Genomic DNA, 26,329 nt, shown 5'->3' with positions numbered 1-26,329 from the left:
GACAGTTTTTTTAGTCCCTATTAAGCCCTCCACCCAATGCTTTGTAGAGAGCAACTAACGAATAGAGTTCGTTTAACGTAGCATTGTTCAAAGCTATCTCGGCATCGAACAACTGACGTTGAGCATCCAGCACATCGATATACTTAACAGCTCCATTTACATATTGCAACTTAGCCAGCTCGTGATAAGAGTTAGCTGAATTGTATAAAGCTTCTTGTGACAGATATACCTCTTTCATTTTATTGAACGTAATGATAGAGTTGTTTACTTCCTTAAATACATTCAATACAGATTTTTCGTAGCTATATACTTCTTGCTCGTATGCAGCCTTTGCCGCATTATGTTTTGCTTTGTTTTTACCCATATTGAATATAGGGCCGGTAAGTACTCCCGAGATAAACCATGTCGGACTTTTAAGAAAGTCTGTCAGTTCGGTATTTTCTCCACCTAAACGCCCTGTAAGTCTTAACGAAGGAAACATATCCGTGTAGGCCATCCCTACTTTAGCATTAGCCTCTATCAGCTTTTGCTCTGCCTGTATCATATCCGGACGGCGTTTCAGTAGCGACGACGGTAAATCGATAGGTAGGCTGGCTGGAACTTGCAGGTGGCTAATGTCATCTTTGCCTCTGGGAATGTTTCCGATGGGAAACTCTCCAACGAGTACAAAAAGATCATTCTCTTTCAGTTTTATCTCATTTTCTAGATTTGGAATCAGCGTTTCGGTACGGGCAAGTTCAACAAGGCTTTGCCTGTATGGTATTTCAGATGTCAAACCACCTTCGTAGCGCAATTTGGCAAAACGAACTCCTTCACGTCTGGCATCCAGAGTCTGTTTCACTATTGTAAGCTCTTTATCTAATGCTTTTAATTCAAAGTATGCCTGAGCAACCTGTGCTACGATGGTTAGGTGCATGGCTTTTTGCGCTTCTACCGTTTGCAGATATGCAGCAATTCCGGCTTCGTTGGCCCATCTCAGTTTGCCCCATATATCCAATTCCCACGATACATTAAGATTGGCTCTTAGCTCAGGTGAATATTTTTTCGAATCGCCACCATAGTTCAGATATTCCTTTTGCCCTGCCACTTCAGCCCCTACTTCAGGGAATAGGTTTGCAAATGATATACGTTTGTTTGCAGCCATTTCTTTTATGCGGGCAGCTGCTATGAGCATGTCTTTGTTGTGGTCGAGAGCTTTTGTGATGAGTCCTTGTAATACAGAATCCTTATATAGAGCACTCCATCCGATGTCAGAAGCATTCCCCTCATTCGTTATTTTTGCATCGAATGCCTGAGGGATATTCATTTCGGGCTGTTCGTATTTCTGACCTATTTTACAAGATGAGAGTAATACTATGGAAATGAGTAGTATATATGTAAGTTTATTCATTGTTATCTCTTTTTATAAGTTTCTTTATTTTCGGGAATTTAGGAAACTTAAGTTCCGGAATCTTAAACTTATCCTTTACTTTATATACTATCACAAAGAAGAATGGCACAAGTATTATTCCTAATGTTATAGCTACAATCATACCGAAAAATACACCTGTTCCTATCGAATGCCTACTTGCTGATCCCGGTCCGGAAGCTATTACCATCGGTAACATACCCAGTACGAATGCTAAAGATGTCATCAATATCGGGCGGAAACGTAATTTGGCTGCTTGCATTGCTGCAAATATTGGTTGCATACCTGCATCGACCTGTATCTTGGCAAATTCTACGATCAGAATAGCATTTTTAGCGGCTAATCCGATTAAGGTTACGAGTCCGATCTGAAAATACACATCATTGTCCAGTCCTAATATCCAAATGCCGATAAATGCTCCTAGCGCAGCAATGGGTAAGGATAATATCACAGAAATTGGTACAGTCCAACTTTCGTATAATGCAGCTAAGAACAAGAATACAAATATCAGAACCAGTATTAAAACTGTACCTGTTTGCCCGCTAGCCTTTTGTTCCTGAAAAGAGAGACCGCTCCATGCTACCCCGATATTAGCGGGTAGGTGTTCTTTTGCGATGTTTACAATTTCGCTCATCGCTTGTCCCGAGCTATGTCCTGCCGAAGGGGTAACCTGCATAGATGCCGATGTGTACATATTGAAGCGCGATATATTCCCCGGTCCTGTGGTATAGCTGGTTTTACCCAAAGCTGTAAGCGGAACCATGTCTCCACTTTTCGTTTTCACGAAAAAAAGATTGATATCGCTGGCTGTTGCCCTGTATGATTGATCGGCCTGAATGTATACTTTGTATATGCGGTTAAACATATTGAAATCATTTACATATACTGACCCCAGATAGGCTTTCATTGTTGAAAAAATATCAGACATTGGCACTCCGAGTAGCATTGCCTGATCACGGTCTACGTCAAAATATAGTTGAGGTATTTCTGATTGTAGAGAGGAAGATACATTTGAAATGATCTTAGACTTATTTGCATAATACATAAAAGTATCAGACGCAGCCACCAGATCGTCCCATTGAGCATCGGAGCGGGCTTGAAGCTTCATTTCAACGCCACCTGCCGATCCGAGTCCCGGAATGACGGGAGGGCGACTCACAAATGCTCTTATTTCGGGGTAATTGTAGAATTCTTTTTGAGCATCACGCATCACTTGATCCACTCCCGTACTTCTTTCTTTCCACGGTTTAAGGATAACCGTCAGTGTTGTGCGTCCCTGATTGGTTCCTACACGAGGGCTTGATCCTGTCACATTTTGTACATACTCTACTGCTTCATGATTGTCCAGATAAGCTACAGCTCTATCCGTAACCGTTCGCATACGCTCTAGTGTTGTGCCTTCGGGCATTTCAAGCTCTACGGTAAAATAACCTTGATCTTCTTGCGGAATGAAACTGGTAGGAACTATTTTATTCAATACGAAAATAAATACAAGCACCATACCAAATGCAGCCATCGTACGTCTAGGGTTGTTTATAACCTTTAGTAAGATATTGGCATATTTCTTATTGCCATTCCCTAGCCAGATATTTATTTTGCGGAAGATGAAGTGCTTTTTCTTTTTCGATGGCTTTAATATTATAGCACACATGGCAGGACTAAGTGTAAGAGCTACTACTGCAGAAATAAGTACCGATACGACAATGGTTACAGAGAATTGCCTGTAGAGTGCTCCAGTTATCCCGTCAAGGAAGCTTACCGGAACGAATACAGCAGCCAATACTAACGATGTGGCAATCAAAGCGCCTGTCAGCTCTTTCATTGCCCTGTGTGTGGCTTCCCGTGCATTTACCCCCTTCTGTTCCATAATACGTTCTACGTTCTCGACGACGACAATCGCATCATCCACAACAATACCGATCGCTAAAACTAATCCCAAAAGAGTCAGCATATTAAGGGAGAATCCCATCATAAGCATAAATCCGAATGTTCCTATCAAGGAAATAGGCACGGCAACTATCGGAATAATAGCCGCACGCCAATTTTGTAACGAAAGGAATACTACTATAATAACAAGCGTCAGAGCTTCGAACAATGTTTTATAAACTTCGTGGATAGATTCTCCGATGTATTCCGTCATATCGAAAGGTATCAGATAATCTAAGCCTTCGGGAAAATCTTGTTTTATATTTCCCATGGCTGCCTTTACTTCATCCGCTACTTCCATCGCATTAGCACCGGGAAGAAGATAGATGCTCAACATGGTTGCATATTTGCCATTCAAACCACTTTCTGTACTATATGATGATGCTTCCAGAGAGACTCTTGCAACGTCTCTCATGCGTATGAACGAACCGTCGTTGTTGGCTTTTACTACAATATCTTCAAATTCACTCACTGTAGACAAACGTCCTTGTGCTGTGATGGGCATAGTCACATCCACATGAACAATTGGTTGTTTACCGAGTTCACCCGCAGCCGACTCTCTATTCTGATCTTTTAGAGCATCCTGCAAATCTTTGATTGTTAGTCCAAAACTGGCGAGCCTGTCCGGATATACCCATATTTGCATGCCATAATATCGGCTGCCGACATTCGAAACACGTCCCACTCCGGGTATACGCCTGATAACGTCAAGTATATTTATAGTTGCATAGTTGCTTAAGTATATCTCGTCATATTTAGGGTCGTCAGATGTCAAAGCAATAGTCATTAATTGTCCGGGTGCTTGCTTTTCAACAGAAATCCCACCTTGTAGAACTTCAGCCGGTAGACGACTTTCGGCTAACTTTACCCTGTTTTGTATTTCTACTGCTGCGAGGTCAGCATTGGTATTTACATCAAACGTAACGGTGATGGATAGTCCTCCCGAATTGGAACTGCTTGATTCCATATATATCATACCGGGCGTACCGTTCAACTCTTGTTCGATGGGTGTTGCCACTGCTTGAGAAACTGTTGTTGCATTTGCTCCCGGGTAAGAAGCTCCTATTTTTACAACGGGAGGTGTTATTTGCGGATACTGTTCTATCGGCAATAGTACCAGCCCAATGATACCTATAATAACAATCAGTAAGGATAAGACGGTAGAAAGTACAGGCCTGTCTATAAATAATCCCGGCTTCATTTTTTATCCTCCTTCTTCTTTTCATCCGCTTTCTCGAGAGCCTCTATTTTTGCTTCCTCTTTAGTAGTCCTCGATATAACCTTTTGTCCGTGAGTAAGCTTTTGATATCCTTCTACAACAATGTGCTCATTCGGACTCAATCCACGGATAACTACTATCTTATTATCATGTTCGGGGCCGGTCTCTACATAGCGTTTTTCTACTATACTGTCCGGACGTATAACGAATATATGAGCTCCTCCTTTTTCTATCGAAATAGCTTTGCGGGGAATAACGACAACATTCTCCAATACATTTAGTAATAGTTTTACACGCGTGAATTGTCCCGGTAGAAGAACCTGATTGGGATTAGGCAATACGGCACGAACGCCAAAAGTTCCTGTTTTAGGGTCAACAAGGGGGGATGCAAAGTCTACAATTCCTTTTTCGCTGTATACAGAGTTGTCTGCAAGCGTAACAGTAACAGTTGGCTGCCACGACCGAGTTGTATCCAGTTCGCCTAAATGCACATTCCTGCGTTGACTTCTTAGATAGTCGAGAGAAGTAAGTTTGAAATCGACCAATACGGTGTCTCTTTTTACTACTGTAGCCAATAACGACTTCGAATTTCCTACCAATGTTCCTATGTCCACATACCGTTCGCTAATATAGCCGGATAGGGGAGACCGTACCACTGTATAGCTTAACTCCAGTTCGGCTTGTTCCAAGTCGGCTTTACTCATAGCCACATCAGCTTTCGACATATTCAGTGCAGCTACTGCATTGTCAAGGTCTAGCTTGCTGGCAGCATTTTGATTATATAAAGGTTCTATTCTTTTGAGATCACTTTCTGCTTTTAGAGCCTGCGCTTCATCTCTTTTTAGCTTTGCTTTTGCTTTTTCAACTTTAGCTTTGTAAGTTCTGTCGTTAATGTAAAATAAAGGTTCTCCCGCTTTCACTCCTTTTCCTTCATTAAAGGTCATCTTTTCGAGGAATCCCTCTACACGTGCATGAATTTCCACATTACGTGATGCTTTAATAAGGCCCACGTATTCTCCGTATATTTCGAAATTATCTGTTGTTACAGTTTCAACTTCAACAATTGGAGCCTCGACTTGAGTTTTTTTACATGCGCATAGTAGTAATGTACTAAGTAAGGTGATAGATAAAATACTTTTTATGTTATTCATAAATAATTAATTGTAGTCAAATCTTAAACAACCCATTAAGCTTTTTTGTTTAACATATATTGAGTTTATATTATTTCTTTTAGTGTACAGGGGACGGCAATTTAGAGTCTTCTATAATTGTGTATATATATCGTATAGAAATTGTCTTCGTTTCGAAATAAGTTTTGCTAATTGCAAATGTCCAGCATATCATCGCAAATGTACACATTCATTTAATATATTATGTATAATGGTTATATTAAAGATTATAAAAGGTTGATAAACAAAATATATGTTACAATCCGATTGCAATCGTTTGCATAACAAAAAGCAGCTTTTTATAAAATCTTTTGATACAAAACAAAATAGGTCTTCTCATATTTGTACTATAATCCTAAAATGTCATGAAAATACAAGTGTTTCTAATGTTAAATCTAGACCGAGATTTATTTAAAAATATACAAAATATAACATTTGTCTCTTCTGTCCTCTATTCAAAATTCAGGGTTGATAAGAATTTTTATTGAATACGAATAGTATGTTATGTACGATAGAATATATAAACCGATTATATAGAAATAAGTAATAAACTAATCAATATTAATGTTAATCTTAATATTATTTCGCATGAAAAGAAAGATTAAGAACAGATGTTTAAATGTATTCCTACTATTTATGCTAGGAATATTGGTGTCAACATCAAATATTTTTGCGCAAGGCGAAAATATCACAGTTAAAGGTAATGTGAAGGACAATAACGGTGAACCTATCATTAGTGGTAGTGTTGTTGTTAAGGGTACAACTAATGGTACTATAACAGATTTGGATGGTAATTATGAAATCAATAATGTTCCGTCCAATGGTACTTTGGTTTTTTCTTATATCGGCTTCAAAAACATAGAAGTCTCTGTATCAGGAAAAACAAATATTAATGTGTTAATGGAAGAAGACGCTGTTATGTTGTCAGATGTAATAGCTATTGGGTATGCTACCGGTAGTAAGCATACTGTATCTGGTGCTGTACAAAAAATCAGTAAAGAGGATATGAATGCCGGAGTGGTTAATAATCCATTAGATGCACTTAAAGGTAAAGTTGCCGGAGTTAATATTTCTAAGGTTGGAGGAGATCCAACAGCAGGGGCTTCTATTCGTGTGCGTGGAACGACTTCTTTGTCAGGAGGTAATGATCCACTTGTTATTATCGATGGAGTATTTGGAGATTTAGGGTTACTTAATGCAATTGCTCCTTCTGATATTGAGAGTTTTACGATATTGAAGGATGCTTCAGAAACTGCTCAGTATGGATCTCGTGGGGCTAGTGGTGTTATTGTGGTAACAACTACAAAGGGAAAATATGGAGTTAGAAGCTTGAGTTATGATGGAACTTTTGGTATTGAATCGGTGTATAAGAATATCAAAATGCTTAACGGAAACCAATATCGTCAGGCAGTTCAGGATTTGGGATTGACAAATGCTATTGATGGAGGAGCCAATACTAATTTCTTAGAAGAAATGCAACAACTTGGTTATACCCAGAATCATAGAATTGCCTTTGGTGGAGGAACAGAGGATTCAAACTATCGGGCATCTCTAGGTATTGTAGATCAGAAAGGTATAATCAAAAATAACTGGATGAAAAACTATACTGCTAAAATTGATATTAGCCAGTTCTTTTTCGATAAAAAAATTCAATTGGAAATGGGGATATTCGGTTCTAAGAAAGAACAACGATATGTAAATAACTATCAAAAGACTTTTTATTCAGCGGCTTCATTTAATCCTACATTTCCAGCTACACAAAATGAAGATGGAACATGGCCGGAAGATGTTAATGCTAACGAGGTTGATAATCCTCTAGGGCGTTTGACTATCAATGATAGAGAAAATAATGCTTATCTGAATGCTCATGCTAAATTGACTTGGACGATAATAGATGGACTTAAGTTTAGTGCATTTGGATCATATACATATAATTCGAAAGAAAATTCGAAGTATTTACCAACAAACATAAAAGAAGGTATAAGAGAGAAGGGGTTAGCCTATAGAGGATTGGCTAATTCAGACATATTAATGGGTAATCTAGGATTAAATTATAAGAAGACCCTAAATGATGTACATGCTATTGACATTCTAGGGTTAGTTGAAGGTCAAAATTATAAATATCATGGTTTTACCTCTCAGTCGAGAGGCTTTGGTACTAATTATTTTGATACAGATAATTTGAAAGGTGGTGCTTTGGTAAAATATGGAGATGTCAGCTCATACAGAAATGGATATGATATATTTTCAATACTTGGACGCTTTAACTATGTATATAGTGGAAAATATATCGCAACAGTCAATTTAAGAAGCGATGGATCCTCTAAATTAGGAGATAACAACAAATGGGGCTTCTTCCCTTCAGGATCACTAGCATGGAATATGAGTGAAGAAGAATTTATCAAAAATATATCTGTTATCGATAATTTTAAACTGAGAGCTGGTTATGGTGTTACGGGTAATCAGGATGCAATTTCTGCATATAATTCATTACAGTTAATGGGGCCTACAGGACTTGTTACCGTAAATGGCGACCCTGCTGTATCATATGGCTACTTAAGAAATCCTAACCCTGATTTGAAATGGGAAACTAAAAAAACTTTTGATGCTGGATTTGATTTGTCTATCTTGAAAAATAAGTTAGATATAACCTTTGACTATTATTATTCTAAAACTTCAGACTTGTTATTCAATTATACAGTACCGGTACCTCCATTTATTCATCCTACTTTACTTGCTAATATGGGGTCAATGGAGAATCAAGGGCTCGAACTGGCAGTAAACTTTACTCCGATAAAGAAAAAAGATATGGGGCTGACTATTTCTGCTAATGGCGCATACCAGAAAAATAAGTTATTGTCTCTAGATGGTGTGTACAAAGGTCAGGAGATTAATGCTGCTACTTACATGTCTCTTGGAGGTATCTCTGGTGCAGGATCGATCGGGGGTGATAACAACGTGGTTTACAATTTGGTCGGTCAACCATTAGGCGTATTTTATCTTCCTAAGGCGACTGGTATTATCAACGATGGCTTTGATAGCTATTCTTATAATATTTTGGACTTGGATAATGATGGCTCAGTGATTACTTCTGCGGGTAAAGATCGTTATATAGCAGGACAGTCAATTCCTAAGTTTTTCCTTGGGGCAAACATAAACTTTAGGTATAAGGACTTTGATATTCAAACTCAATTGAATGGCGCATTTGGACATAAAATATTCAACGGTACATACTTATCTTATATGAATATGAATAATTTTCCAACATACAATGTGCTGCCTGATGCTCCTAAGATGAACATAAGAGACAACAGAGTAAGTGATTATTGGCTGGAGAAAGGTGATTATCTAAATATAGCATATTTAACTTTAGGCTATAATATCAATACATCTAAGTTTAGCAAATATATAAAGACGATGCGTATTACTGCGTCTGTAAACAATTTACATACATTCACAGCTTATAAAGGTCTTTCTCCGATGATTAATAGCTCGACACTAGATGCTAATAAAACAGATAACGATCTAGGTATAGATGATAAACGTTTCTATCCATTGAGCCGTACATACTCTATTGGTCTTAATATTAATTTTTAAAGAATAAGCAATTATGAAAAAGAAATTTCTATATAGTTTTATTGCAGGAGCAGTTATTCTAGGACTTAATGCTTGCTCTTTGGACGAAAAACCGATTGATCAATTGCCGGAAGATGAGGCTTACAAAAGTCAGCAGTTGATCTACTTGAATGCTGTAGCTGGATTGTATACAGAGATTGGAGCTGATGGAGGAGGTAGTGGCTTGGCAGGAACTGATCGTGGTTTGAATGACCTCAATCTTTTTACTGCAGATGAAGCTGTTTTGCCAACCAGAGGAGCTGACTGGTACGATGGAGGGCTATGGGTAAATCTGTATCAGCATCAATGGACATCTACTAACGACCTTGTAAAAGGTTCTTGGGACTACCTCTACCGTGTTGTTGGTAAGTGTAATCAGTCGATAGATAAGATGCAGTTCTATTTAGATCAGGATAGTGAAAATGTATACCTTAAAGAATATATTGCAGAGGTAAGAGCGCTTCGTGCTATGTATTACTATTATTTATTAGATAATTTTGCCCGCGTACCTATTGTAACATCTTCTTCTACAGAGATCAGTGAGGTAAAACAAGCTGAAAGGAGTGAAGTTTTCAACTTTGTAAAGACAGAATTACAGGAAGCGTTACCCCTGTTAAAATCGGCAAAGAGTGCAGTCCCGGGAGAATATTATGGGCGTATGACAAAATCTGTAGCATACTTTCTTCTAGCCAAGCTGGCATTAAATGCTCAGGTCTATTCTGACGATAACTGGGAAGATAATAACGGAGTTCCTAACGGCTCAACTTCATTCTCTGTTGATGGAAGTGACATAGGAGCTTGGAAAGCTACTATCAAATACTGTGATTTGATAAAAGAAGAAGGTTACACATTAAATCCAAGTTATTCGGCCAATTTTGCTGTTAAAAATGAAGGTTCGGTAGAAAATATTTTTGTCATACCAATGGATCCTACATTATATAAAGCGAGAAATATGTATTGTGTGCGTACTCGTCACTATGCTCACGCTAAAGCTTGGGGACAAGATGGATGGAATGGAGCATCAGCAACGACAGATTTATTAAAGGTCTTTAGAGAAGGTGGAGAAGATCCTCGTCTGAATATCTGCTTCTTTACAGGAAAGGTACAAGGTCCCGATGGTAGTGATATAATGGATGGAGATGTTGTGTTAGAGTACAAACCTGATGCTATAAAAATAAATACGAGTAATGAGGCTACAGAAAAAACTGCAGGAGCTCGTTGGAAAAAATATGAATTTGACCCTAATGCTCAGGCCGGAGGACAATTGGTTAGCAACGATTATGTGTTATATCGCTACGCCGATGTCTTATTGATGAAAGCTGAAGCTATGGTTAGAGACGGACAAAATGCAGATGCCTTATTAAAAGAAGTTCGAGATCGAGTTAGTGCATCCGAGAGACCAGCAACATTGGAAAATATACTAAAGGAAAGAATGCTAGAATTATCTTGGGAAGGATTCCGTCGTCAAGATTTGATTCGATTTGGACAATTTAATAAAGCTGCTATGGACAGAAGTCCTTCTGAGCCATATCGGAAAGTGTTCCCTATTCCATTCGCAGTTTTGGATAACAATAAGAATCTAACTCAAAACCCTAAATATTAATACTAAATTAAATAGCAATAAGATGAAAAATAAAATTATATATTGGGGAATAACACTCTGCCTTATACTGGGCTTCACCGCTTGTGGTGAAAATGATAATTGGGTGGTAGTCGATGACGTGCAGCCTGGTGTTTATGTATCAGGGTCGGCTGTGGTATATAAATCGATTGCACCGGCAGCATCATTCAAGGCCGGATATCCAGATCCCGACACCGATGAGAGAGAAGGTGTGTCTACTATTTTTACATGGTTAAAAGCAAGTGGAGATTTATTTATAACAAAAGCTGATGCAACAGGAAATATAATCAATTATGGAAAAGGTGCAGAGGTTTCTTCTGTAACTAGTGAGCTTGTAGCAGAAGGTCCTGCTTACAAAGTGACTGAGGATGGTTTATATTTTCTTATTTATAACAGTAATTTAAGTCAACTCACGATAGTTCCGGCTAAGTTTGGAGTTATTGGAGCGGCCACTCCTCAGGGATGGAATGCCGAATCCCCTTTTACTAGTGTTAACTATAACGAGTCGACTGCTACAGTTGAATTTAAAGGCACTTTCCCTTTTACAAAGGATCAAATGAAGTTTAGGTTTAATGGAGATTGGGGTATTACTATTCCATACGATGCATCATCTACTATTAAATTTCATACTAATATGGGATCTATCGGAGACTCTGATGGTGGAGTTGCACTTGCTTCGTCTTCTACTGAACTCAAAGGAGGAGGTAAAAACCTTAGTGTACCTCTTGGTGCGGCATACGATGTGACGCTAAAACTTGACCTTCGTACTAATAAATTTTCAGTTTCAGCAGTACAAGGAGAAATTATAAAGCCTACCTATCCCGAAGAACTCTATATGACAGGAAATGAGTTTGGCAATTGGTTCTCTGATCCTGCGGGTGTTGTTAAAATGGTTCCAGTCAATGGAGCTAGTGGTTCATTCTGGTGTGTAAGATATTTTACTGCAAACCAAGGTTTCAAGTGGGCTCCCCAACCATCTTGGGATGGTGGCGACTTTTCAGAGCTTGCATCTAAAGAAGGATATTCAATAAAAGATGGTAATGCTGTAGTTGATGCTGACGGTCTTTACATGGTGTACATTGATATGGTTGCAGATAAGATTGTTATAGAGCCTGCTAAGGTATACGGAATAGGTAATGCCTTTGGGGGATGGGATGCGGCTACATATCCGTTTACAATATCTGGGAATAAAATGACAATAACTACTACCGCTGCAGGAGATCTAAGAATCTATGCTGGTTCATCTGCTGCTACAACTGATTGGTGGACTCGTGAGTTTAATATATTTAATGGAAAAATAGAATATAGAGGAGCCGGAGGCGATCAAGCAGCAGTACCTGTTGCTGCAGGCAAAAAAGTTACTCTTGATTTCAATGCCGGTACAGGAACAATTGAATAAATTAGATTAATCGAAATACTTATTAGAAGAGATGGCTGATCAGGTCATCTCTTCTTTTTGCTATAATATCTGCAAACGTTTGCAGATTATTTTGTTTGGTTTACAAGAAAAGGATTCTAACACTCAGCTCTAAATGTAGTTTCTTTGTATATAGGAAAATATTTTTTTAAGAATCATGAAAAAAATCATCAGTATTTCTATTTTTATTGGCTTTTATTTAATCTTTGGAACAGTGAAAGCGCAAGAACTCAAATCACCAAATGGAAATCTTACATTAAAGTTTTATTTGCAGGGTAATGGTGTGCCAACTTATACTTTAACGTATAAGGGAAAAGATGTAATTAAGCCTAGTAAGCTGGGTTTGGAGTTAAAAGACAACAGTGACTCTCATACCGATTTCAATGACTTTTCTATAAAAGGAAATACAGACTCGCAAAAGGAAGATAAGGTTTCTTTACTTAATGGATTTCAGGTTATAGACACCAAGACATCATCTTCTGATGAAACATGGCAGCCTGTATGGGGTGAAGTAAAAGAAATACGCAATCATTATAATGAATTAGCTGTAACGCTAAATCAGCAATCAACAGACAGGCACATCCTTATTCGTTTTCGCCTCTTTGATGATGGCTTAGGTTTTCGCTATGAATTTCCCGAGCAAAAGAATCTTATATACTTTGTTATAAAAGAAGAGCGAACTCAGTTTGCTATGGCAGGCGATCATAAAGCATTCTGGATCCCGGGCGATTATGATACACAAGAATATGATTATACAACATCGAAGTTGTCAGAGATAAGAGGGCTGATGAGTAAGGCTATTACTCCTAACTCTTCTCAGACACCGTTTTCTCCAACAGGAGTACAAACAGCATTGATGATGAAAACAAATGACGGGTTGTATATCAATCTGCATGAGGCTGCTTTGATAAACTACGCATGTATGCATCTCAACTTGGATGATAAGAATATGGTATTCGAATCTTGGTTGACTCCTGACGCACAAGGCAACAAGGGATATATGCAAGCTCCATGTAACACGCCATGGCGTACTGTGATAGTGAGTGATGATGCACGTGATGTATTGGCTTCTCATATTACACTCAACTTGAATGAGCCGTGTAAGATTGAAGATACATCGTGGATCAAGCCTGTAAAATATGTAGGTGTATGGTGGGAGATGATTACCGGTAAAAGCACATGGGCTTATACTGATGATGTCTATAGCGTACAGCTAGGTGTTACAGACTATTCTAAAACAAAGCCAAATGGTAAGCATGGTGCAAATACCGCTCATGTGAAAGAATATATAGATTTTGCAGCAGAACATGGGTTTGATGCTGTATTGGTTGAAGGCTGGAATGTAGGCTGGGAAGATTGGTTTGGTAAGTCAAAAGATTATGTGTTTGACTTTGTTACTCCATATCCAGACTTTGATGTGAAAGGATTGCATGATTATGCGAAGAGCAAAGGTGTTAAAATGATGATGCATCACGAAACATCGGCTTCGGTTCGTAATTATGAGCGCCATATTGATCAGGCATATAAATTTATGGTGGATAATGGTTATAACTCTGTAAAAAGCGGATATGTAGGAGATATCATTCCTCGTGGAGAATATCATTACGGACAATGGATGGTAAATCATTATCAATATGCTTTGGAAAAAGCAGCCGATTATAAAATAATGTTGAATGCTCATGAAGCAGTTCGTCCTACAGGCGTATGTCGTACGTACCCTAATCTGATCGGTAATGAGTCAGCTCGTGGAACAGAATATCAGGCATTTGGAGGTAGCAAACCGAATCATGTTACCATACTACCTTTTACCCGTTTGATTGGTGGACCGATGGATTATACTCCCGGTATTTTCCAGATGGATGTAAGCAAGATTAATCCTGATAATCATTCACATGTGAACAGTACGTTAGCGAATCAATTGGCACTGTATGTGACGATGTATAGTCCGTTGCAAATGGCCGCCGACTTGATAGAAAATTATAAACAGCATCTTGATGCTTTCCAGTTTATAAAAGATGTAGCTATCGATTGGGACGAAAGTAAGATACTTGAAGCAGAACCGGGAGAATATATCACAATAGCACGTAAGGCAAAGGGTTCAAATAATTGGTTTGTAGGAAGTGTATGTGATGAAAATGGACGTACATCAACTATTACATTTGATTATCTCGATCCGGCAAAAACATATATTGCTACAATATATAGCGATGCAAAAGATGCTCATTATAAGACCAATCCGCAGGCATATACAATTCGAAAAGTAGTGATTTCTAATAAGTCTAAACTATCTCAATCCTGTGCTCCTGCCGGAGGATATGCAATAAGCATTGTAGAAGCAGGTAAGAACGATATAAAAGGTTTAAAGAAGCTCTAAAAGGCAAGATACAGTTAGTTATAGGGTTTGGTTATCTAGGTTTGAGTCGCTCCATTTGGGGCGGCTCTTTTATTTCAATCTATGAATCATAAGAGTTATTTGCTGGTCATTATCTTTAACACCAATTTGTCTGTTTCCTGCATACCTACAGCACCTATACTTGTCAGGTTCTCTATGGTTTTGTCCACGTCGTCATCAACAATACCCTCTAGCGAAGAAACTACTTTTTGCTCCATTGCCATAATTGCCGAAAGCACGGCTGTAGACACTCCGCTGGATATCTTCAAGGCACAACTAGGCTTTGCCCCGTCGCAAATCATCCCAGTGATATTGCCAACCATGTTTTTTACGGCAAATGTTATTTGGTTGTAATCTCCTCCCATCAAGTAAGTTATCCCGCAACTAGCACCTGTTGCAGCTGCAACACAACCACATAGAGCCGATAATCGTCCTAGCTTCTGCTTTATATATACTACTGTAAGGTGGCTGAGAATTAATGCCCTTATCAGACTCTCTTCCGAGCAATATGTATCTTCTGCATACGTCAGAACCGGCAGGGTTGCCGTAATTCCTTGATTACCACTGCCCGAATTGCTCATTACCGGTATCATAGCACCATCCATACGTGCGTCACATGCCGCGGCGGTATACGACATCATGTGAGTAAGCATTGAATCTCCGAATATTTGTTTTCCCAATGCTCCTGTCATCGTTTTAGCTACATTGTGACCATAGCTTCCTTGGGCTGACAGCTTCGAAGCGGTACGGTTTAGTTCCGCCGCTTGAAGTATAAAACGAATATCTTCTATCGGAGTAGTTGTCGCAAACTCATATACTTTTGAAAAGGATAACTTTATCTCATCTTTATTCTCTTCGCAAAGGCTGTTGTCACATTCATTTACTGTTATTTCTCCGTTTCTAGAGATGTGAGAAAAATGTGTGTGTGTTCCTTTTATTATAGCTACAGCTTCATTTTCGTTCTTAAGGCAGTGCACCTCAATATATAGATTATCATCTATATCCTCTTTAAGCCCTATTTCTATGCGTTTTTCCGCAATATATTCTTTCCCTGTATCTACATCTTCCGGCTTCAAGTCTTTCAACACCTGTAGTCCATATTCACTTTTACCTATCAAAGCTCCTAGTGCGATCGCTATAGGCAGTCCTACCATCTTTGTTCCCGGAATACCAACGCCCATTGCATTTTTCAATATATTGGCGCTCAGGTATACTTTTATCTTCTCCGGCACGGTTTCCAATACCTCAGTGGCTTTGGCTACACATAGGGAGACCGCAATAGGCTCTGTACATCCAATAGCCGGAACAACTTCTTTTTTGATTAAACTGATGATTAGACTACGTTCACATTCGTTTAGCATGCTCATTTAGCTGATTTAGGTTTTATTGAGACAAAGATACAGGTTCTTCTTTCTATTTATTGTTAAAGGCTTCATAAAAAAGGAAAAGCAAAGAAATAATTGACAATAAGTCAAACAATAGATGATGTTTTAGTTTATAAAAAAAGTAACAATAGTTATTTTTGTAATTGTCATATAAACAGATGTTTAAGTTTAAAAGGTGACAAAGGTGACAGTTCTTGAGTTATTTTATTGTGTTACTTTTCGTTTTGTATAGAAAATACTATAGCAATCTATGAAAGCCTTTCTTCATATATAAGATAAATTTAGAATATAACTTTATTTATATGGAGACCCATAATAGGATCGCATCAATAGCCTTTTTACGTGTCATATAATTCAATACTTATTTATTTTGACAGTGATAGTTAAAAGAGTATTTTTGTACCGCAAAACAGATTCATTTCATTATGGTTCAGAAGAAAAAAATATATGTAATAATCAACCCTAAATCGGGTACTTCGGCTAAGCAAAATATTCCGCATAAGATTGCTGAAGCATTTGACGCCCATAAGTTTGATGTGCATATTTTTGTTACCGGTTATCCCGGTCATGGATCAGAAATAGCTACTCAGGCAATAAAAGATAAGGCCGACTATGTGGTTGCCGTGGGGGGAGATGGTACCGTAAATGAAGTAGGAGGGGCTCTCGTAGGTTCTGATGTAGCTCTTGGTATTATACCAATGGGCTCGGGAAATGGTTTAGGACGCGACCTGAACATTCCAATCGATCCGAAGAAAGCAATGGAGATCATATTAGAAGAAAATATAATATCCATTGATTACGGAACAGTGAATGACCGTATATTCCTTTGTACCTGCGGAGTAGGGTTCGATGCTGAAGTTGCAGCTAAGGTTTCGGGTAGGAAAAATAGAGGTTCTTTGATGTATCTCAGAAATATGCTTGAAATATTTTTTCAACAAAAGCCACAAGAGTATATAGTTACATGCCCCGAAGGTACAATAAAGGATAAAGCCTTCGTTGTTACTTGTGCTAATGCATCGCAGTACGGATACAATGCCCATATTGCACCTCATGCCGATATACAGGACGGGTTGATGAATGTGGCGATATTGAAACCTCTTTCAATATTGGATGTACCTCAAACTTCACTACAATTGTTTACAAAAAAAATAGATGAAAATAGTAAGATGGTTGAGCTTTTGACCAATGAAGTTACTATTATCAGAGAGCAAGCCGGGGTGATGCACATTGACGGTGATCCGGTAGAGATGGGGAAAGAAATACATGTGAAAATAATTCCATTCGGATTGAAAGTCCTTGTTCCTAAAAAAACACAAAAGAAACACCCTCTTGATCCTCAAGAACTACTGTTGAGAGTTTTAGGTTCTATCTAATTTTAAAAGGTTAGCTCGAATGATATTCTGATTCCGTCTTTATCTACATTCGGATGGTAGAGATAATTTACCCTTCTAACATAATCTACTCGGAAGAATTTAAAAACATTCTCGATACCTATGTTATATTCCATATAAGGGGTATTTGTGGTTGCAAACGTCTCCTGTGGAAATAACAATAAATTGTGATTAAACCGAGGGTTGTTGCGCTTACTCAAATCTCCATAGAATCCCCTGAACCCAAATACTTCTCTCCATTTCAACCATTTAAGCACAGGGATTCTATTGAATAACCAGCCTCCCAGATGGTAATATATTTCCCATGATACTTGAGCATCGTGCACAAACTCCAACGGTTCTATCAAATAATAGTTACCACGTTGGACTGTATATGAATTGTTAGCGCTTGGCGTAATCAAGAATGGAAAAGGAGCTTCGCCCCACAGCTTTTCAGCCTGTGCTGATAAGGTCAGCTTTCCGTAGGGAGCTACCCACATTTGTTTGAAGAATGATAATGAAGTTCTGTTGTAATTGTATTGCCCACCAAAGAGATTATTTACTGCCATCACATGCGATAAGGTATAGATGGTTCGTGGTGCAGTCAACGAACTTCTCTTTCTGCGCATCTGGTAGAATTTCTCATTCGGTGCATAGCGCAAGGTAAGCATTGTTTCGGTAGTACGTATTCTATTTACATTGTACTTGTTACCGTTTTCGTCCATCTTCTCAAAGAGAAGTTTTCCGGCTGCTTCTTCATCAAAAGTATGCCCGGTGAGCGTGAATGAGAATCCACCGTAAAATTCTTTATCGTACGATATTTCAGCCTGGCGGTTGTATGTCATCTTCACATTATTCGATCTGCGAAACGACATAAATATGTTATCTTTCTCGGCTTGTGTCTGTCGTTGCCCAAGCGTGTTTACATCATATTTATAAGCTACCGTCAGGTTGTTTCTTGGGTATTCGTCTTTGGTATATTTTACATCGTTAAAAGCCCATGTTGCTTCGCCATAGTATTTAAACTTTTCGTCTTTAGTACCATAAGCTGCATATCCGTATAAGAAGAGATGTTTATGAAGGTTCTTCGTTGTATTGAGGGTCAATCTAAAACGATTCCCTTCAACAGGGTTGAAACTATACATTGTAGGGAGTCTTCCAATTTCCAGCTTTGTATCCTCCTTGTTTTTGGTGGTAGGAAAATAGCCTGTTGATAATACACTTCCAGCATTCAGCAAAACTTTGAATAGAGCTACTTTGTTTACATCTTCCATCATCTGATCCATCCGGTAATCTTTCTTGAAATCCGGAGGACGGCTGTTAGTCCAATATTTTTTATCTCTTTTCAGATAGTCTTTTTCAAATGCTTCGGGAGCAGCCAAAGCAAAAACGGGATCCATCGGATTGTCTATTGTAAATCTCTCGTATGACTTTACTTTATCTACATAGAATTTTACCATGTTTATCATCGACAGGTCTATGGCCATGCGCTCTTTGTCCGGAATCCATTTGTTGTCTGCTGTTTTTTTGAAATCGAGTTGTATGATCAGTTCATCCACAAAATTGATATTCATCTTTTGGGGAGTTCTCAATATTGCTCTTTTTACAGCATACATACTATCCAGAGAAATAAATAAGTTCCCTGTAAAGCCAATATCTCGTGAATTGAACGGGGCAAAGTCGAGCTTCACATATCGGTTATGATCTATATTAACTGTGTCGGATATATACCAGCGATAGAAATTTACAGAGCTGTGATCACTTAGCGGGCTGACAAATTGTTGAAATAGTAAAGTGATTGAGTTGTCTGTAATATTAATATCCTTAAAAACTTCTTTGATAATGGCATCGAGAGCTTCGGTCTCGAAAGTCTGATCAAGACCTTCTATATGATAGCCTTTTACAATACGTTTGTTGCCTTTCGGATCTTTACGATAGAACACATCTGTTAGCTTTTCTCTTACCGATACCGGCAAGATAGGCTTTTTATCTATCAAAGATGTATCTATATAATTAGGGAGGAATTTGTAACGCTTAAATTGCGATTGTTCAGGCTTGAATTCATTCAGAGCTATAAATGTACGCTCGTACTCTTCATACTGATAGTACTTTAATGCCGAAATACTATTGATATCTTTGTGGGCTATTACTTTCTTGATCAGTTCTACAGCCGGATTATTCTTTTTCGAATATTTTTCTTTTTGTGGACGTACTATTACTTCTTTCAGTTGTTTGTCTTCTGGTTCTAGTAATATCTCTCTTGTGGTGGTTACGCCCGGATGTATCGTGAATGATTGGCTTTTGTACCCCAACAGTGAAGCCGAAACTGTCGTTCTATTTCCCCTATAGCTTAGTCTATATTCACCATCTTCGTCCGAAAATGTTACTGCAGATGTATTGTCGATCGTAACACTTACGAAAGGTAACTTTTCTTTTGTTACAGCATCTCTAACAGTTCCACGTACTACTGTGAGGGATTGGGCGTATGTCATGCCACAAAAACAACAGAATAAAAAGAGAAAAACTGTCTTCTTTAGTATAATATATTGTGGAGTTTTACTCATTCTTTTATTGGGGAATCACATTTGTTTTTTGTATTTAAAAAATCAAGAGTAAATATCGATATTTACTCTTGATTATCAATACTAATTAGACTATGTAATTTCTGTAACGTTGCATAAAACGTTACTTTTTTTAATTCATAAGCTTACGATAGCGGATACGTCTTGGTTCAACATTACCCAATCGTATTTTTTTATTTTCTTCGTATTCGCTATAGCTACCTTCGAAGAAGAAAACTTCCGAGTTTCCTTCAAATGCCAGTATATGAGTACAAATACGGTCGAGGAACCAACGGTCGTGGGAAATAACCACTGCACAGCCTGCAAAGTTTTCGAGCCCCTCTTCAAGAGCACGTAAGGTGTTTACGTCAATATCGTTGGTCGGCTCATCCAGTAACAATACATTCGCTTCCGATTTCAGTGTAAGTGCTAAATGCAAGCGGTTACGCTCACCACCCGACAATACACCTGTCAACTTTTCCTGATCGCCTCCCGAAAAATTGAAACGAGAAAGATAAGCACGTGCATTGATTTCTTTGCCTCCTACACGAACAAATTCACTCCCTCCGGATATTACCTGATATACCGTTTTGTTAGGATCTATATCAGCATGTGATTGATCTACATATCCTATTTTTACGGTTTCGCCCACTTCGAATGTGCCTTTATCCGCTTGCTCGAGTCCTTGTATCAGTCTGAAGAGCGTGGTTTTTCCTGCACCATTCGGTCCTATAATACCCACAATACCTGATGGTGGAAGCATAAACTCGAGATTGTCGAACAATAGTTTATCTCCAAATGCTTTGCCTACACCGTGTGCTTCAATCACTTTGTTTCCTAAACGAGGCCCATTCGGAATAAATATTTCCAGTTTTTCTTCACGTTCTTTTTGGTCGGCGTTCAAGAGTTTTTCGTAATCGTTCAAGCGGGCTTTCCCTTTTGCCTGACGTGCTTTAGGGGCCATTCTTACCCATTCTAACTCACGTTCGAGGGTCTTGCGGCGTTTGCTTGCTTGTTTTTCCTCTTGTTCCATACGTTTGGTCTTTTGTTCGAGCCATGAGGTGTAGTTTCCTTTCCAAGGAATACCTTCACCGCGGTCGAGCTCAAGAATCCATCCGGCTACATGGTCTAGGAAGTAGCGGTCGTGGGTAATACAAATTACAGTACCTTTGTATTGTTGGAGATGTTGCTCCAGCCAGTCAATTGATTCTGCATCAAGGTGGTTGGTTGGCTCATCCAGCAATAATACGTCAGGTTCTTGTAATAGCAAACGACACAGAGCTACACGGCGGGCTTCTCCTCCCGACAGGTTGGCTGCCAATTGGTCTTCGGGCGGACAACGAAGAGCATCCATCGCACGCTCTAGTTTGTTATCTATATTCCAAGCGTCACTTGCATCTATCTTGTCTTGCAATTCTGCCTGACGTGCAAAGAGGGCATCCATTTTGTCCGGGTCTTCATAATATTCAGGCAGACCGAATTTCTCGTTTATGCCTTCATATTCCTTTAGTACATCCATTATCGGTTGTACACCTTCTTGCACAAGTTCTTTAACGGTTTTTGCGGGGTCAAGTTTTGGATCTTGTTCCAAGTACCCAACCGAGTATCCTTTATCTGATACAATTTCTCCCTGATACTCTTTGTCTATACCGGCTATGATCTTTAGTAATGTTGACTTACCCGAACCGTTGAGCCCGATGATGCCAATTTTAGCACCATAGAAAAAAGAGAGGTAGATATTCTTTAATACTTGTTTTTGTGGCGGGTACGTTTTACCTACGCCAATCATTGAAAAGATGATTTTTTTATCGTCTACTGACATGTCTGTTATATAAAATTATTTGTACCTAATTCTACTAATTTATTTATTGTTTTTATATTTCGAGAAGTGCAATATTCATCTGCTTTCTGCAAAGCATTGGCTAGTTTCGAATTTCTGATCGTTTTATCAAATAAAACATATACATCCCGATTGATTATCTCTAGCCTATCATTTTCTTGTTTTCGTGCTGATATACGTTCTCTGCTAGCGTGAGATAAAGCTTCTTTATACAGAAACAAATAGAACACTTCACCTTCTGCATTTTGCTCTATATATCGAATATTATTCTCCGAAAAAGGGATACAATTCAACAGTTGCTTTAATTCAGTTAGAGTTCTTAATATAACCGCAATATTTAGTCCGAATGTTTTAAAAATAGAAGCTTCTATTTTCTTTACTAATGCTTCCTCTGTATCATCTGATGTGAAAAGAATATTGCCGCTTTGGATATATGTTATAGCATCCGATATTCCCATGTTGGCAAACATGAGTTTCAGGTCGGACATCTTTATGACATTTTTCCCTCCAACATTAATTCCCTTGAGGAACGCAATATATACCACCTTGGAATATTATTTATCGTTGATACAAGAATCGTTTTATACTCCGTTTTGGCGTTTTTTCGAATTCTTGCTCCTGTATTCTGAAGTTTGCAACTTGACTATAGCTTGGCAGTCGCTTGTTAATAGATTTCCGTTCAGTAAGGAAGATCTCGGAAAATTCACTTTCTTTTATATCATGCTTCTTCATATAGTCTTTATCGGGGTATATGAGAGCGATTAGTTTTCCATTTTCTTCTATGATGAGCGATTCGGCAACGTATGGAGAATTGTTATAAAAGCCTTCTATTTCTTCCGGATATATGTTTTGTCCCGACGCTCCTAGTATCATAGTCTTGCTCCGGCCTTTGATAAATATAAAACCATCCCTGTCCATCACGCCTAAATCGCCTGTACGTAACCATCCGGCTTCGTCTATGACATGCTTTGTCGCTTCTTCATTCTTGTAGTAGCCAAGCATTACATTCTGCCCTTTTACCATGATTTCGCCTGTCTCGGTTTCCATATTCGACGATTCGATACGTACACTCATTCTGTCTACAGGACGTCCGCAAGATCCGGGTTTGTACGTTTCCCAATACTCGTAAGAAATCAGCGGCCCACATTCTGTCATTCCATATCCAACGGTGTATGGAAATTTTATGTCTGTAAGGAACTGTCCTACTTCTTTGTTGAGTGCAGCACCGCCAATCACAACTTCTACCAGCTTGCTTCCAAACATCGGTATTAGCTTGTCTGCTATTTTTTGATATACTTTTTTTCTGAAGAAAGGAATTTTTATCAGCGTTTTCACCGGCTGCTTCTTTAACTCAGGAAACACACGCATCTGTATGATTTTCTCAATAATCAGCGGCACAGCCAGTACCAAAGTCGGATTTACCTTCGCAAAGGCATCCATTATAATTTGAGGAGAAGGAACACGTGTCAGATAATGAATATGACAGCCTTTGGCGATGGATAATAAAACTTCAAAGGCTAATCCGTACATGTGGGCCATCGGTAGCATGCATACAATACCGTCACCGGCTTTTACGAATTCGATATTATCTATAGCGAACCGTGTATTAGACCATAGGCTGCGATAAGGAACCATAACGCCTTTCGGGTTGCTTGTTGTACCTGATGTATAATTTAGTACGGCTAATTCGTCGGGCGACTCGTCGTGTACAACTACATCTTCTTTCGTAAAGCCATTGGGATATTTTTTCAGTAAAGCCTGATCTAAATTGGCACACGATGCCAACAATTTGGCTGACCGTGATTTCTGTACAGAGAAGTCATCTATCAAAAGAATGGTTTCCACAGTTGGGATTTGTATCGGGTCTATCTTCGACCATACAAACTCATCTGCAAAGAATACTTTTGATTCCGAGTGATTTACTAGCGAATGTATACTTTCTCCGCTGAAGTCGTGCAGTATTGTTGTTATCACAGCACCATAGGTGAGGGATGCAAAAAAGGCAACTGCCCAGTTTGCTGAATTACGTCCGCAAATAGCTATTTTATCACCTTTTTGGACATCCATATCTTCGAATAGAATATGCAATTGAGCCATCTTTGTGGCGAAGTCCTTATATAAGTATGTTTCACCATTATAATCTGTGAGAGCCGGTCGCTCCCAGTTGTTACATATTCCGTCTTTTATGAGGGTTAGAAATTTTCCGCTTTCCATATTTTAAATTGTACTAGGTAATGTATACAAATATACACAAAAAACTAACTTTTTTGTGAATTAGGTAGAATCATAACTTAATTTTGTTTTTTCGGGTATTATACAGTTGTTAAATCTTCCATATTCGTATCAACATGTTTTAATATGAAAGATTTGATTTTTTCTACATACTGTGGCTGTATCTTATTCTTATTGTAAGCCAAATAGAGTGTATTCGTTGCCGTTATTGTTCCTTTCCATAATGTCTTTACCCATTTGTTTTCTAAAGCCTTTCCTGCTATTATGTCAGATGATACAGCAAGACCACTATTGTTTTTTATGGCTTTTAGAATAGATACGTTATCCGGAATTACAGCATGTAATTTCAGTATAGGGCGTTTCTTGAAGCTCTCGCGCCAGAAGCGCCTGATAAGAGGTAGGTTATTATCGTAGGCATACCACTTTTGGGTTTTAAGCCATTTCTCAGCTTCGCTCAAATTGTTTTTTGCTATTAGGTCATCAAATACAGTTGTGTCCATATTCGAATTGCATACAATCATAAATGACTCGGTGAATAGAGGCTCATAGGTGAGCGTATCATCTGATTTGCTCTGCCTGGTGATGATTGCAATATCCAGATCATTGTTGATAAGCTTGCCTGTGAGTTCGTCCGCCAGTCCGTATTCAACGGTTAGGTGCAGATCATCTTGACTACCTATATGTTCGGCCAGATAATCCGAAAAGAGTTCTGCCGGAGTGCCAAAGCGTATGCTTGGAGCTTTGTTGAGTACAGTCCTTTTAAATTCGGTTTCAACTCGTTCGAGGTTGTCTATTGATTCTACTATCTGCGTGTAAAGCTGTTTTCCATACTCCGTTGGAACCATTTTGCGAGGCATTCGTATAAATAGAGGCTGACCGATATAGCTTTCTAGGGATGCCAATTGAATACTGACATTGGGTTGAGATACCATAAGTTCCTGTGAAGCCTTTGTGAGCGTACCATATTGATAAATGGCTTTAAATGTCCTGTACCATTCTAAGTTTACCATTACTATTTGATTGCAAATTATAAATTCATGAATTGAAATTGAACAATCTTCAGGGTTACAGAGTTCTATATTTATTAGAAACTATTAGCAACCAAAGACTAAAGAAATACAAATCTATAAATTTTTTTATGATAATGTATAAATATTGCTATTTTGTAAATAGAAAATGATAATTTAACTTTGCATCATATTTAATAGAACAAATCGATTAGTATTTAAAAATTATAAATAATATGAAAACATATTTATTAGCTATTGCGGTAGTATTGTTTGCCGTGTCTTGCAATACAACAACGAAGAACAAGGTAGAAGGAACAGATGCCCAGTCGGCAGCAACAGGAACAGGTGAACAATTGGTAGTAGATACAACAGCGTCTATCATTAAATGGAAAGGGTCTAAGGTTGGAGGAGACCATGTAGGAACAATCGCATTGAAGAGTGGACAGTTAGCTGTAAATGGAGAAGAGGTAGCTTCAGGTAGTTTTGTGATTGATATGAATAATATTGTAGATGAAGACCTTCCTACTCAGATATTAAAAGATAAACTCACAGGTCACCTTAAAAGTGGAGATTTTTTTGATGTCGCTGCTTATCCCGAAAGTACATTTACTATTACTAAAGTAGCGAAGGCTGCTCATCCCACTGATAGTGTAAACTATGAAGTGAGCGGTAACCTGAAATTGAAAGATGTAGAGAAAAATATTACATTTGGAGCTAAGATAACAAAAGAAGGAGATGTATATAAAGCTGTTACAGTTCCATTCTCTATAGATCGTACGCAATGGAATGTAAAATATGGTTCTAAAACTCTTTTTGCAGACTTGAAAGAGAATATCGTAAACGATAATATTGAACTACAGATAACTATAGTAGCAAAGGCAGCTCAGCAACAATAAATATATTTATAAATAGGTAGATGAGATTCAGCTCTGATCGTAGGTCAGGGCTGTTTTTGTATATAAGATTAGAATTATGACTCTGAAAGAATTACATAAAAAGGTTATGTCTTTTGATGATACTCCTTTGATGCCTGTTGTTTTTGTGGGACATGGAACCCCAATGAATGCAATAGAAGATAATGAGTTTGTGAATGAGTGGAATCGGCTGGGAAGTGAACTGCCAAAGCCTCGTGCTATTCTTTGTATCTCAGCGCACTGGGAAACA

15 protein-coding genes and 1 pseudogene are annotated in these 26,329 nt (G+C 38.4%); 7 read left to right on the top strand and 9 right to left on the bottom strand.

Annotated features, from left to right (window positions below; genetic code table 11):
- Positions 1 to 10: 10 nt before the first annotated feature.
- Genes LDB17_RS05895 through LDB17_RS05885 form a run of 3 tightly spaced genes read right to left on the bottom strand, consistent with a single transcriptional unit; the run spans position 11 to position 5,704 of the window.
- Positions 11 to 1,390 carry an efflux transporter outer membrane subunit gene (locus LDB17_RS05895; protein ID WP_252636590.1) on the bottom strand — a complete coding sequence of 460 codons (1,380 nt, stop codon included), beginning with the start codon at positions 1,388 to 1,390 and terminating at the stop codon, positions 11 to 13.
- Complete coding sequence (locus LDB17_RS05890) at positions 1,383 to 4,535, bottom strand: efflux RND transporter permease subunit (RefSeq protein ID WP_252636589.1); 3,153 nt, start codon at positions 4,533 to 4,535, stop codon at positions 1,383 to 1,385. Before LDB17_RS05890 ends, LDB17_RS05895 begins: the two co-directional genes overlap by 8 nt.
- A complete protein-coding gene (locus tag LDB17_RS05885) occupies positions 4,532 to 5,704 on the bottom strand; it encodes an efflux RND transporter periplasmic adaptor subunit (RefSeq protein WP_252636588.1) in 1,173 nt (390 codons plus the stop codon). The genes LDB17_RS05890 and LDB17_RS05885 overlap by 4 nt, the downstream gene beginning before the upstream one ends.
- A gap of 606 nt (positions 5,705 to 6,310) precedes the next feature.
- Between LDB17_RS05885 and LDB17_RS05880 the strand changes: the two genes are divergently transcribed.
- The 4 genes from LDB17_RS05880 (at position 6,311) to LDB17_RS05865 (ending at position 14,749) form a co-directional block, all read left to right on the top strand.
- Positions 6,311 to 9,319 (top strand): SusC/RagA family TonB-linked outer membrane protein, encoded by a 3,009-nt coding sequence (locus LDB17_RS05880; RefSeq protein WP_393924931.1) that lies wholly within the window; start codon positions 6,311 to 6,313, stop codon positions 9,317 to 9,319.
- A gap of 13 nt (positions 9,320 to 9,332) precedes the next feature.
- The gene (locus LDB17_RS05875) at positions 9,333 to 10,940 is read left to right on the top strand and encodes a RagB/SusD family nutrient uptake outer membrane protein (protein ID WP_252636586.1); all 1,608 of its coding nucleotides are present in this window, start codon (positions 9,333 to 9,335) and stop codon (positions 10,938 to 10,940) included.
- A gap of 22 nt (positions 10,941 to 10,962) precedes the next feature.
- Positions 10,963 to 12,357, top strand: coding sequence for a SusF/SusE family outer membrane protein (locus tag LDB17_RS05870; RefSeq protein ID WP_252636585.1), 1,395 nt, complete (start codon positions 10,963 to 10,965; stop codon positions 12,355 to 12,357).
- A gap of 175 nt (positions 12,358 to 12,532) precedes the next feature.
- Positions 12,533 to 14,749, top strand: a complete 2,217-nt coding sequence (locus LDB17_RS05865; RefSeq protein WP_252636584.1) for a glycoside hydrolase family 97 protein — start codon at positions 12,533 to 12,535, stop codon at positions 14,747 to 14,749.
- A gap of 95 nt (positions 14,750 to 14,844) precedes the next feature.
- Here the strand turns inward: LDB17_RS05865 and LDB17_RS05860 are convergent, their stop codons facing one another.
- Positions 14,845 to 16,128, bottom strand: a complete 1,284-nt coding sequence (locus LDB17_RS05860) for a serine dehydratase subunit alpha family protein (RefSeq protein WP_252636666.1) — start codon at positions 16,126 to 16,128, stop codon at positions 14,845 to 14,847.
- A gap of 449 nt (positions 16,129 to 16,577) precedes the next feature.
- Between LDB17_RS05860 and LDB17_RS05855 the strand changes: the two genes are divergently transcribed.
- Positions 16,578 to 17,525, top strand: a complete 948-nt coding sequence (locus tag LDB17_RS05855; RefSeq protein WP_252636583.1) for a diacylglycerol kinase family protein — start codon at positions 16,578 to 16,580, stop codon at positions 17,523 to 17,525.
- Between the two features lie 2 nt (positions 17,526 to 17,527).
- Here LDB17_RS05855 and LDB17_RS05850 read toward each other — a convergent pair whose 3' ends face one another.
- The 5 genes from LDB17_RS05850 to LDB17_RS05830 form a co-directional block, all read right to left on the bottom strand.
- Positions 17,528 to 20,086 carry a DUF5686 and carboxypeptidase-like regulatory domain-containing protein gene (locus tag LDB17_RS05850; RefSeq protein WP_252636582.1) on the bottom strand — a complete coding sequence of 853 codons (2,559 nt, stop codon included), beginning with the start codon at positions 20,084 to 20,086 and terminating at the stop codon, positions 17,528 to 17,530.
- 130 nt (positions 20,087 to 20,216) lie between these two features.
- A complete protein-coding gene (gene ettA / locus LDB17_RS05845) occupies positions 20,217 to 21,905 on the bottom strand; it encodes an energy-dependent translational throttle protein EttA (RefSeq protein ID WP_252636581.1) in 1,689 nt (562 codons plus the stop codon).
- Positions 21,906 to 21,910: 5 nt separating this feature from the next.
- Positions 21,911 to 22,468 (bottom strand): DUF1697 domain-containing protein, encoded by a 558-nt coding sequence (locus LDB17_RS05840; RefSeq protein WP_252636580.1) that lies wholly within the window; start codon positions 22,466 to 22,468, stop codon positions 21,911 to 21,913.
- A gap of 13 nt (positions 22,469 to 22,481) precedes the next feature.
- Positions 22,482 to 24,137 carry an AMP-binding protein gene (locus tag LDB17_RS05835; RefSeq protein ID WP_252636579.1) on the bottom strand — a complete coding sequence of 552 codons (1,656 nt, stop codon included), beginning with the start codon at positions 24,135 to 24,137 and terminating at the stop codon, positions 22,482 to 22,484.
- A gap of 98 nt (positions 24,138 to 24,235) precedes the next feature.
- Positions 24,236 to 25,165, bottom strand: a complete 930-nt coding sequence (locus LDB17_RS05830) for a LysR family transcriptional regulator (RefSeq protein ID WP_252636578.1) — start codon at positions 25,163 to 25,165, stop codon at positions 24,236 to 24,238.
- Between the two features lie 233 nt (positions 25,166 to 25,398).
- Between LDB17_RS05830 and LDB17_RS05825 the strand changes: the two genes are divergently transcribed.
- Positions 25,399 to 26,061 carry a YceI family protein gene (locus tag LDB17_RS05825; protein ID WP_252636577.1) on the top strand — a complete coding sequence of 221 codons (663 nt, stop codon included), beginning with the start codon at positions 25,399 to 25,401 and terminating at the stop codon, positions 26,059 to 26,061.
- Between the two features lie 76 nt (positions 26,062 to 26,137).
- Positions 26,138 to 26,329, top strand: a pseudogene (locus LDB17_RS05820) (dioxygenase); the annotation flags it as partial.

This window comes from Dysgonomonas sp. Shenzhen-Wh21, from assembly GCF_043392705.1.
Lineage (GTDB): Bacteria > Bacteroidota > Bacteroidia > Bacteroidales > Dysgonomonadaceae > Dysgonomonas.
This window is presented reverse-complemented; position numbering and strand designations above follow the sequence as displayed.

Bases quoted from the DNA above. Each gene is read 5' to 3' on its own strand.
- LDB17_RS05895 (WP_252636590.1), bottom strand. From the start codon at position 1,390: ATGAATAAACTTACATATATACTACTCATTTCCATAGTATTACTCTCA.
- LDB17_RS05890 (WP_252636589.1), bottom strand. From the start codon at position 4,535: ATGAAGCCGGGATTATTTATAGACAGGCCTGTACTTTCTACCGTCTTA.
- LDB17_RS05885 (WP_252636588.1), bottom strand. From the start codon at position 5,704: ATGAATAACATAAAAAGTATTTTATCTATCACCTTACTTAGTACATTA.
- LDB17_RS05880 (WP_393924931.1), top strand. From the start codon at position 6,311: ATGAAAAGAAAGATTAAGAACAGATGTTTAAATGTATTCCTACTATTT.
- LDB17_RS05875 (WP_252636586.1), top strand. From the start codon at position 9,333: ATGAAAAAGAAATTTCTATATAGTTTTATTGCAGGAGCAGTTATTCTA.
- LDB17_RS05870 (WP_252636585.1), top strand. From the start codon at position 10,963: ATGAAAAATAAAATTATATATTGGGGAATAACACTCTGCCTTATACTG.
- LDB17_RS05865 (WP_252636584.1), top strand. From the start codon at position 12,533: ATGAAAAAAATCATCAGTATTTCTATTTTTATTGGCTTTTATTTAATC.
- LDB17_RS05860 (WP_252636666.1), bottom strand. From the start codon at position 16,128: ATGCTAAACGAATGTGAACGTAGTCTAATCATCAGTTTAATCAAAAAA.
- LDB17_RS05855 (WP_252636583.1), top strand. From the start codon at position 16,578: ATGGTTCAGAAGAAAAAAATATATGTAATAATCAACCCTAAATCGGGT.
- LDB17_RS05850 (WP_252636582.1), bottom strand. From the start codon at position 20,086: ATGAGTAAAACTCCACAATATATTATACTAAAGAAGACAGTTTTTCTC.
- ettA (WP_252636581.1), bottom strand. From the start codon at position 21,905: ATGTCAGTAGACGATAAAAAAATCATCTTTTCAATGATTGGCGTAGGT.
- LDB17_RS05835 (WP_252636579.1), bottom strand. From the start codon at position 24,137: ATGGAAAGCGGAAAATTTCTAACCCTCATAAAAGACGGAATATGTAAC.
- LDB17_RS05830 (WP_252636578.1), bottom strand. From the start codon at position 25,165: ATGGTAAACTTAGAATGGTACAGGACATTTAAAGCCATTTATCAATAT.
- LDB17_RS05825 (WP_252636577.1), top strand. From the start codon at position 25,399: ATGAAAACATATTTATTAGCTATTGCGGTAGTATTGTTTGCCGTGTCT.